This window comes from Sinorhizobium terangae (genome assembly GCF_009601505.1).
Classification (GTDB): domain Bacteria; phylum Pseudomonadota; class Alphaproteobacteria; order Rhizobiales; family Rhizobiaceae; genus Sinorhizobium; species Sinorhizobium terangae.
The window spans coordinates 1-9320 of sequence record NZ_WITC01000034.1 but is presented as its reverse complement, the minus strand read 5'-3'; the positions used below and the strand labels follow the sequence as shown (position 1 = coordinate 9320).

Below are 9320 nucleotides of genomic sequence, written 5' to 3'. Positions count from 1 at the left end.
CGTAAGCGCGGAATTCCCCGCACCTGTTCATAGACGTGGCAGTGAGGGATTCTGTGTCCACAACGGAGACTGTGGACACATGACATTGGATGGCGCGGGAAGATCAGGGCCGCTTCGAGTGGTTCGGGTTCTTGGCAACGGTAAGCGACGATTTGATCCGGTTGAGAAGGAGCGCTTGGTTGATGCGGCCCTTGAGCCGGGAGTATCGATTGCAGGGCTTGCGCTTTCGCACGGAGTCAACGCCAATCAGTTGCGCAACTGGGTGGCGCTCCGCCGACGCCGGCAAGCGACCGAGACGGAATTGACGGTTATGTCGAACAGCGCGCCGCCGGCCTTCGTTCCGGTGGTTGCGGCAGTGCCGACTGTGCGGCCGCCGGCCCCGTCGGCTCGGCCGACATCGCCACGGCTGCGGTTAAAGGCGTCGCTCCCGAACGGTGTGCGGCTTGAGCTGGAAGATGCGGATGCTGAGGTTTTGTCGGCGATGATCGAAGCGTTGGGGCGTTGCGATGTTCCGGCTGGCTGATGATCTGCGCGTCTATCTTCACCGGGAGCCGATCGACTTTCGTGCGGGGATCAACAGCCTTGCGATCCTGGTGGAGCAGTCAATGGGCCTCAACCCGTTCGAGCGCGCGGTGTTCGCCTTCTGCAATCGTCGCAGAACCCGGATGAAATTGCTGTTCTTCGATCGGTCTGGCTTTGTGCTCATGTTGAAGGCGCTGACGGAAGACAAGTTCCGCTGGCCTTTACGGCAGGAGACGGTGGTGCCGCTCGATGCCGAGCAACTGCACTGGTTGCTCGACGGCATTGATCTCGACGCGATGGTGCGCCATCCGGTGCGGCAATATGAATTTGTCGGCTGAACTTTGCCGTTGACGTAAGGGAACGGCTCAGATTCAAGACTATAATGACTCGAAGCGGCACCCCTGATGTTGCGGAATTGATGGCGCTTTTGGCGGCGAATGCTGCCGAAATCGCCGCGCTGAAGGCCGAGAAGGATATCCTTGCGCAGCGCGTCTTCAAGCTTGAAGAAGAACTGGCGCTGGCGCAGTTGCATCGTTTTGCGCCTCGCAGCGAAAAGCACATGGATCGCATCTTCAACGAGGCCGAGCAGGCTGCCCTTGAGGGGGACGAGGACAGCGAAGACGCCGATGATGCCGTCGCTCTACCGGACACGGGATTGGCGGAGATCGAAAAGCCGGAGGGCAAGAAACCCGGCCGCAGGCCATTGCCGGCGAACCTGCCGCGCCAGCGCGTCGAATATGACCTTGCCGACGACCAGAAGGTCTGTCCGTGCTGCAGCCACCCGATGCATCGCATGGGCGAGCTCGTTACCGAGCAGCTTCACATCGAGGTGAAGGCCACGGTTCTGCAGAATGCGCGAGCCAAATATGCGTGCCGTAACTGTGACCGCACCGGGATCAGCACGCCTGTTATCATCGCGCCGATGCCGAAGCAGCCCCTTCCGGGTAGCATCGCCACGGCCTCAACGCTGGCCTTCGCGCTCGTTCATAAATATGTCGACGGCACGCCGCTCTATCGTTTGGCGCAGGCCTTCGAGCGCGCCGGGGTTCCTGTCAGCCGCGGCGCTTTGGGCCACTGGGTGATCGGTTCGAGCGAAAAACACCTGTCTCGTATCTATGACAGGCTGAAGCTGCGGCTTCGATCGCAGACCGTCATTCATGGCGACGAGACCACAGTCCAGGTGCTGAAGGAAGCGGGCAAGGAAGCGACCAGCACGTCGTATATGTGGGCCTTTCGCAGCGGCGAGGACAGTAAACAGCCGATCGTGCTGTTCGATTATCAGCCCGGCCGCGGACAAGAGCATCCGCAGGCCTTCCTTGGCGACTACCGCGGCATCCTGATGAGTGACGGTTATCAGGCCTGGCGCACGTTGAAAGGCGCCACGCATGTCGGGTGCATGGCCCATGCCAGGCGGAAGTTTGTCGATGCTCTCAAGGCGCGCAAGAAACCCGGCGGGCCGCCGGCGCAGGCCATCAAGTTCTTCGACCAGCTCTACCGGATCGAAAGGCAGGTGCGGGACGAGAGGCCGGATGACGGTGAACCACAGGCCGACTACATGCGCCGCTTTCGCCAGAAACACAGCGTCCCGGTCCTGAACGCACTCAAGGCGTGGCTCGACGCGATCGCTCCAAAGGTCGTGCCCGACACCAAGCTTGGCGATGCCGTCTCCTATACGCGCAATCAATGGGAATATCTGACCCGCTATACCGACGACGGTAGGATGCCGATTGATAACAATTTACTCGAGCGCGACATTAGAATTTTTGCCACCGGCCGAAAATCGTGGTTGTTCAGCGACACCGTCGATGGAGCCAAGGCCAGCGCCGTCACCTATAGCCTGATGTTGACCTGTCGCGCCTGTGGCGTCGAACCATTCGCGTGGTTGCGCCACGTCCTAACCGAACTGCCGCAGCGTCCCGACAACGCCGACATCGATGACCTGCTACCATTCAACTTCAAAAGGCAGCCTGCCTGACCGCCGGCTCAAGCCCACTTATAACGCGCAGCGAAATGCGCGCTTACACTATGACCGCCCTCAGAAGCAGGCCGACGACGCCGCGATCGTGGAAACGATGTTCACGATCTGCGACGGGTTCGAGTTCTACGGCTACCGTCGCGTCGGCGCCGCCCTGCGTCAACAGGGCTTGGTCATGAACCATAAGAAGATCAGGCGCCTGATGCGCGCGCACGATCTGCAGCCCAAGGTTCGGCGGCGCTTCATTGCCACCACCGACAGCGACCATGACGGCCCGATCTTCCCCAATCTGGCAAAGGACGTCGTGCCGAGCGGTCCAAATCAGCTTTGGGTCGCCGACATAACCTATGTGGCTGTACCGGGCCGCTTCGTTTACGTCGCCATCGTTCTCGACGCGTGGTCGCGCTTGCTCGTCGGATACGCCATCGGCCGCTCGATCGACTCGCGCCTCACGACCAAAGCCCTGATGGCGGCCATCGACCGCAGAACGCCGCCGCCAGGCTTGATCCATCATTCCGACCGAGGCGGCCAAGGCGGATTCAAGCGGTCGTCGCAACACCTGAACGAAGGAGGTTGCGATGGGCATTGGAAAGCGACGATCACACCGTTCTGGACGGGCGCCGTTGCCGTCACCGGGACGTCCGCCAGTGGCGGGGCGATCTGAACTCCAGCGATTCTGGTTGGGGATAGCGCAGGGGCTGACCAGCGAAGATGCTGCGCTGGCGGCTGGTATGTCGCAGCCTGTTGGAACCAGATTGTTCCGACAGGCGGGCGGCATGGCACCAGCGATGTTCAGATCTTCCACCAAGCCGCCGTCAGAGCGATACCTTGCGTTTGCGGAACGGGAGGAGATCGCACTTCTTCGCGTTCAGGGCCTTTCGAGACGCGAGATCGGACGCCGACTTGGCCGATCCACCTCGACCATCTCCCGTGAGCTACGACGCAATGCCGCGACGCGCAGCGGCGGGCGGGAATATCGTGCATCGACAACCCAATGGCACGCCGATCGATCGGCCCGTCGGCCCAAACCGACCAAGCTTGCGCTCCACACAACCTTGCGCACTTATGTGGAGCAGCGACTGGCCGGCGTCGTCATGTCCCCAAGTGGCGCCGCCGTTCCTGGCCCGGCCGTTCGGTGGAAGGGCCGCCGGCACGGTCCGAGAAAGGATCGGCGATGGGCCAGGGCTTGGAGCCCGGAGCAGATCGCCCGACGCTTGCCGATCGACTTCCCGGACGACAAGACGATGCGCATCAGCCACGAAGTTCTATCGAGCTCTCTTCGTTCAGGGTCGGGGAGCGCTACGCCGCGAACTGTCGGCCTGCTTGCGAACGGGGCGCGTGCTGCGGGTCCGCAGGACCCGCGTACGCAGTCGAGGTAAGAGCCCTGACAGCGCGGCACCAACGAGAACACCAATGGGCTGCTGCGTCAGTACTTCCCGAAGCGCACCGAGCTCAGCGTCCACAGCGCCGACGAGATCGCCGCCGTGGCCGCGGCCCTTAATGCCCGACCGAGAAAAACCCTTCCCTGGAAAACGCCGGCAGAGGCGCTTGACGAGTTGCTGTCGTGAGTGAACACATCGGTGTTGCGACGACCGCTTGAATCCGCCCAATACACCAGCGAGCAGTTCCAGGTTGATGGCCGACCACGACATCACGTGCTCGATGAGCCGGTCAGGCAACGTCTGGGACAATGCTGCGATGGAGAGCTTCTTCTCGTCGCTGAAAACCGAGCGGACAGCACGTAAGGTCTACAGGACGAGGGATGACGCCAGTGCGGACGTGTTCGATTACATCGAGTGCTTCTACAACCCTCGGCGACGGCACTCGACACTGGGCTATCTGAGCCCCGTCGAGTTCGAGGAGAAAGCTATGCTAGCTTAATTAACAGCGTGTCTGAAAAACCGGCAGCAGGCCAGTTTGCACGTAACCGCCCGGTTGTTACCGCGGAGATTTCGCTTTGATGCGAGCGATGAGTTCCTGGTCATCGACGAAGTCTTCGAGGAAGTCGTTCCATTCGTCAGCGGTGCGACGAGCATGGGCAAGCATTTGCCCCAGCTCTTCAATTCCGTTGCGGGTGAGCGAAGTTATTGCCTCGTCCGGCGCGGTGTAGACGCTGATGATGCTGCCGTAGCTCAGATTGTCATCGTTGCTGACGATCGCCTGAAGGAGCTCGGAATCTTCATCGAGCAATTTGGCGACGTAGTCGATGCTGAACACATGGGTCACGGTTGCCATCAGGCGGCCTCGGCGCAGGTGGCTATGACAGGTGCCCAGTTCCAGGGCAGCAGCTCATCGAGCCTATTGATCTTGTGATCGTGAATGCGGTCGAGCACGTCGGCCAGATAGGCCTGCGGATCGAGGCCGTTCATCTTGGCCGTCTCGATGATCGTCATGGCGCGTGCCAAGGTCTCCGCGCCGGTGTCAGCGCCAGCAAATAGCCAGTTCTTGCGCCCTACTCCAATTGGGCGCAGGGCCCGCTCGGCGGCATTGTTGTCGATGGCGACACGACCATCTTCCAGGAACAGGCAGAATGACGACCAGCGGCTCAGGCCATAACGGAAGGCTTGCGCCAAATCGCCTTTGCCCGGAATACGGGCCAGTTGCGCTTCGGCCCAGGCACGCAATGCTATGACCTTTGGCTTGCTCTGCTTCTGACGCGTAGCAAGACGGATATCGGCAGGCTGACCTGCAATCTCTCGCTCGATGTCGTAAAGCGCACCGATACGGTCGAGAGCCTCGCAGGCGATCTCGGATTTGTTCGATTTCCAGATATCGTGGAAGTCACGTCTCCAGTGCGCCCAGCATGAAGCCTCCCGGAAGCGGGATTGCCCCTCCGTGTCGGGTTCGTACAGTTTCCCGTAGCCTTTGTAGCCGTCTGCTTGAAGGATACCGCTCGCCTGCCTGAGGTGATGATGGACGTGCTCTTCTTTCCAGTCGGGAGCAAAGTAGTAGACAGCGCCCGGTGGAGCAGCACCCGCCCAAGGACGTTGATCGCGGACATACGTCCAGATCCTGCCCTTCTTCACGCCCTTGCCCAAACCTTTGTCCCTCCTCGAGCGATCCAGCACCCGGATCGGGGTATCATCGGCATGAAGAAGGTCGCTTCCCATGATCGCGGTCTCGATGCGCTCGATCAGCGGCTGCAGCACCCGCATGGCACGACCACACCAATCGACCAGCGTGCTGTCTGGGATGTCGACGCCCATGCGGGCGAAGATTTCGTTCAGCCGATACAGTGGCAGATGGTCGTCAAACTTTGAGACCAGGATGTAAGCCAGAAGGCCGGCACCCGCCATGCTGCCCGGTATTGGACGGCTAGGTGCTGGCAACTGCACCATCTTCTCGCAGCAACGGCAGGATTTCTTCAGCCGGGCGACCTCGATAACCTTCATCTGCGCGGCGATCATGTCGAGGATTTCGCTTACGTCTTCGCCCACAAGACGCAATTCACCGCCACAAGCGGGGCAACACGAGCCTGGATCCAGTTCTTTACGCTCGCGAACTGCCTTGTCCGACACGCGTGGGCGACGGCGCGTCACCGTCTGCTTTTGAGCATCCGTAGATGCGGCAACCTCATCAGCTTCGTCGATCGACCTGGTGCTGTTCTCCGACGCAGCGATCAACAGATCCTCCAGCGCCAATTCCAGCTGCTGGATTTCTCGCTCGATCTTTTCGGAGGACTTGCCAAAGACCTGTTTCTTCAGCTTGGCAATGCGAAGCCGCAAGGTCTGGATCAACTGGCCATGCGCCTGCAATGTCGCCGACATCTTCGCATTTTCCGCCTGCAAGGCGGCGATCATCGCCTTCAGGAAGGCGGGATCGTCGGGAAGATTTTGGCTCGCGTTCGACATGAGCCTGACTAGCATAAGCCAGGAGGAATGGCCATAAAAACAAGTAGATTCAGAGGGATAAAATCAACAGACGCGTGCCGGCGGCGCACCCCAGTTGGGTCGTCGCCAATCGATTCCCTCCCACAGCATGGCCAGTTGCGCCGACGTCAGCCGAGCCGTTCCATCGGCGGTCGACGGCCACGGAAAGCGGCCTCTCTGGAGGACCTTGTAATAAAGGCAGAAGCCCTGGCCATCAAAATAAAGGAGCTTCAAACGATCGCCACGTCGCCCCCGAAAGGCGAAGACCGCACCTCCTGTCGGCTTCTGGCGCAACACGTCCTGCGCAAGCGCAGCCAGACCTTCTATCCCCTTACGCATGTCGGTGGCTCCACAGGCAAGATAGACCCGAACCCCGGTCCCTGGTCCAATCATGCCGACTCCACCGCCCGGATAAGCCGCGTCAGCGTGGCGGAATCCACGCCGCTGTCGAAGCAAAGGCTGCGACCGCAGGCCAATCGCAACTCGATCATCCCAGAGGGGTCCTGCTGGTCCCCGCGGCGCTCGGTCTGCGTCCCATTCATCTCCACGGGAACAAACACCGCATTCGCAGAAGGCGACAACAGTCCCTTCTTCTTCAGCTCACTGCGCCAGGTGTAAATCTGCTGTCGTGTCACATCGTGTCGCTGCGCAACCTCAGTCACCGTCGCCCCGTCGATCCCAACCGACATGAGAATCTCGAGCTTCTGTTCGTCGCACCACCGCCGCCGCCGTTCCTGCCCAAGAATTTCCACCCGCATCGCAATCCTCGCCTAAGACACGTCGCTAACGACGTCGTTAAAGACGTGTCTTAGGCCATCACGACGATAGCCGGCAGGCGGTGACAATCGGGCGGTTACGTTTGCACGTCACTTCGGCAAGTTTCGGACGGTTGGTGGCACCGATGTCGCGAATCCGACAAAAGGGCCGCGGCCATTCCCCAGCGGGCGCGCGTGTTTCACTCTTGCTAAGTAAGGAGCGCCGCAGGTGGCACGCTGATTGCTGGGATGAGCAAGAGCCGCCGCGACAAGCCGGTCGTAACGACTCTGACCCAAGATCGCAGGTTAGATTGGAGTGCGCGCTATGTTGTCCCAGTTTGAAAACCAGTCCATAAACCATGAGGTCGCTAGGCTCAATCTACCGAACTCTCGGATCAAGAACTTCGCGCCGGCCAGTTACTCACATGCCGGAGAAGACGTTATTGTCGAAGGTATCCTGGCTGCAAGACTCTGCAAGAGCCAAAGATCTTGGGCCAGTGTCTTCTATGTCGAGATCGGCGCTAATCATCCCATCTCTACGTCAAGCACATACCTTATGTACCAAAGAGGTGCGCGAGGTGTTCTGGTTGAACCAAATCCTGAATTGGAAGCGATGATCCGCACTGCCCGTCCGGAAGACGTTCTCGTGCGATCCGTAGTCTTGCCCGCTCCGCAAGCGTCTGCCACGCTCTTCATCGGAAACGCCCATGAGCTTTCCTCTGTGAATAAGACATATCTTGAGAGTTTCGGCGACTTCAATGGTATTGGAGGTATCCGAGAACAAATCGAGGTCAGCGCGATCGGTATCAATGAACTATTGGCGCCATATGCCAATAAGGTTGATTTCCTATCGATTGATTGCGAAGGACTGGATCACGATCTCATTAAGGCGATCGACTACGAGCGCATCAGGCCTGCTGTCGTCCAATGCGAGCCAAGTGCTGAGCATCGTATAAAGGGTGACAGGGCTCGGATCATCAATCTGATGGAATGCAGATCATACCGGCTTGCTGCAATTACTGATGACAACGTGATCTTCGAGCGATTGCCCTGATGCGGCGGCCCAGCGGCCAGTTCAGCCCGGCAAGACGAGCGCGCCGCAGATAACCATGCACGACGCCATTGCTCACCCCGAGCGTGTGCGCGATGGCGCGGTCGGTCAGGCCCTGGACATGCCTTAGAGTCTGTCAGACCTACGTTGAAACGTATCCTGCATGCCTGAGATAGGCGGCGCATTCGTGCGGGCTGAACGCCTTGAGAGCTTCGCCGACGCGCCGCCATGTCGCCTCGACGCTACGCTCGTCGGCCTTGCGCAGCAGGGTCTTGAGTTTGGCGAACATCATCTCGATCGGATTGAGGTCGGGGCTGTAGGGCGGCAGGAAGAACAGATGGGCGCCGGCGTCGCGGATGGCGCTGCGCGCCGGCTTGCCCTTGTGGCTGCCGAGATTGTCGAGGATGACGATATCCCCGGGGTTGAGGGTTGGCGCCAGGCATTGCTCGACCCAGGCGGTGAAGGCAATGCCGTTGATCGGGCCGTCGAGCACGAAGGGTGCGACGATGCGGTCGTGACGCAGCCCGGCGAGGAAGGTCAGCGTCTTCCAATGGCCATGCGGTATTCTGGCGATCAGCGGCTGGCCGCGCTGACACCAGCCGCGGCTGCGCGTCATGTTGGTTTTGACCCAGGTTTCGTCAACGAACACCAGGCGGCGCGGATCAAGTCGATGTTGATGGGTCTTCCAGCGGCTTCGGAAGCGCGCCACCTTCGGCCTGTCCTGCTCGCTGGCGATCAGCGTTTTTTTTAAATGTCTTGCCTTCGCGGCGCAGAAACCGCCAAACGGTGTCATGCGAGACATCGATCCCGGCCGCCTTCAGATCGGCGGCAAGCGCCCGCACCGTCCAATCGGTTTTGGCCGCCAGTCGGCGGTGAACCTCATCGGCCGCCGCGCCCCGCAGCATGGGTTTGACATGGCCCCCCATCTTGGCCGGCGCCAAACCGCGGCCGGACCGGTCGAGCTGGCCGATCCGCACCGCCGTCGCCGCCGATATCCCAAAGCGCAAGGCGGCCGCCCGCACCGTCATGCCTCCGGCCAAAGCGGCGGCGACGCGCTGGCGTAAATCAAGAGAAAGAGGTCGCGCCATCATTGCTGGCCTCCTCACCAGCAATGATCTTGAATCACAATCCCAACAAAAAGGGAATCC

General features: G+C 60.3%; 10 protein-coding genes and 2 pseudogenes. 7 read left to right on the top strand and 5 right to left on the bottom strand.

The window, feature by feature from the left end:
• Positions 1 to 175: 175 nt before the first annotated feature.
• The 6 genes and pseudogenes from tnpA (GHK62_RS08385) to GHK62_RS08360 all read left to right on the top strand — a co-directional run.
• Complete coding sequence (tnpA, locus tag GHK62_RS08385) at positions 176 to 523, top strand: IS66-like element accessory protein TnpA (RefSeq protein ID WP_327791134.1); 348 nt, start codon at positions 176 to 178, stop codon at positions 521 to 523.
• On the top strand, positions 507 to 860 hold the full coding sequence (gene tnpB, locus GHK62_RS08380; RefSeq protein ID WP_153438048.1) for an IS66 family insertion sequence element accessory protein TnpB: 354 nt from the start codon (positions 507 to 509) through the stop codon (positions 858 to 860). Before tnpA (GHK62_RS08385) ends, tnpB (GHK62_RS08380) begins: the two co-directional genes overlap by 17 nt.
• 44 nt (positions 861 to 904) lie before the next feature.
• Entirely contained in the window at positions 905 to 2497 is a 1593-nt protein-coding gene (gene tnpC, locus GHK62_RS08375) for an IS66 family transposase (protein WP_153438046.1), read from the top strand.
• A gap of 88 nt (positions 2498 to 2585) precedes the next feature.
• Positions 2586 to 3161, top strand: a complete 576-nt coding sequence (locus GHK62_RS08370) for a DDE-type integrase/transposase/recombinase (RefSeq protein WP_167528193.1) — start codon at positions 2586 to 2588, stop codon at positions 3159 to 3161.
• A pseudogene (locus tag GHK62_RS08365) lies at positions 3076 to 4097 on the top strand (transposase). Before GHK62_RS08370 ends, GHK62_RS08365 begins: the two are co-directional and overlap by 86 nt.
• Before the next feature lie 4 nt (positions 4098 to 4101).
• Positions 4102 to 4378, top strand: a pseudogene (locus GHK62_RS08360) (IS3 family transposase); the annotation flags it as partial.
• A 57-nt stretch (positions 4379 to 4435) separates the two neighbouring features.
• On the opposite strand, the gene GHK62_RS08355 reads toward GHK62_RS08360, so the two are convergent.
• The 4 genes from GHK62_RS08355 to tnpA (GHK62_RS08340) form a co-directional block, all read right to left on the bottom strand.
• Positions 4436 to 4732 carry a hypothetical protein gene (locus GHK62_RS08355; protein ID WP_153438043.1) on the bottom strand — a complete coding sequence of 99 codons (297 nt, stop codon included), beginning with the start codon at positions 4730 to 4732 and terminating at the stop codon, positions 4436 to 4438.
• Complete coding sequence (gene tnpC, locus GHK62_RS08350) at positions 4732 to 6348, bottom strand: IS66 family transposase (RefSeq protein ID WP_153438041.1); 1617 nt, start codon at positions 6346 to 6348, stop codon at positions 4732 to 4734. The genes GHK62_RS08355 and tnpC (GHK62_RS08350) overlap by 1 nt, the downstream gene beginning before the upstream one ends.
• 63 nt (positions 6349 to 6411) lie before the next feature.
• Entirely contained in the window at positions 6412 to 6759 is a 348-nt protein-coding gene (gene tnpB / locus GHK62_RS08345; RefSeq protein ID WP_085033633.1) for an IS66 family insertion sequence element accessory protein TnpB, read from the bottom strand.
• On the bottom strand, positions 6756 to 7124 hold the full coding sequence (gene tnpA / locus GHK62_RS08340) for an IS66-like element accessory protein TnpA (protein WP_153438039.1): 369 nt from the start codon (positions 7122 to 7124) through the stop codon (positions 6756 to 6758). The genes tnpB (GHK62_RS08345) and tnpA (GHK62_RS08340) overlap by 4 nt, the downstream gene beginning before the upstream one ends.
• A 322-nt stretch (positions 7125 to 7446) precedes the next feature.
• Here tnpA (GHK62_RS08340) and GHK62_RS08335 point away from each other — a divergent pair, with 322 nt between their 5' ends.
• Entirely contained in the window at positions 7447 to 8175 is a 729-nt protein-coding gene (locus tag GHK62_RS08335; protein ID WP_153438037.1) for an FkbM family methyltransferase, read from the top strand.
• Between the two features lie 139 nt (positions 8176 to 8314).
• Here GHK62_RS08335 and GHK62_RS08330 read toward each other — a convergent pair.
• A protein-coding gene (locus tag GHK62_RS08330; protein WP_167528167.1) for an IS630 family transposase occupies positions 8315 to 9260 on the bottom strand; the annotation gives its coding sequence in 2 pieces (ribosomal slippage) (positions 8315 to 8920 and positions 8922 to 9260; 945 coding nt in all).
• Between the last annotated feature and the right edge of the window lie 60 nt (positions 9261 to 9320).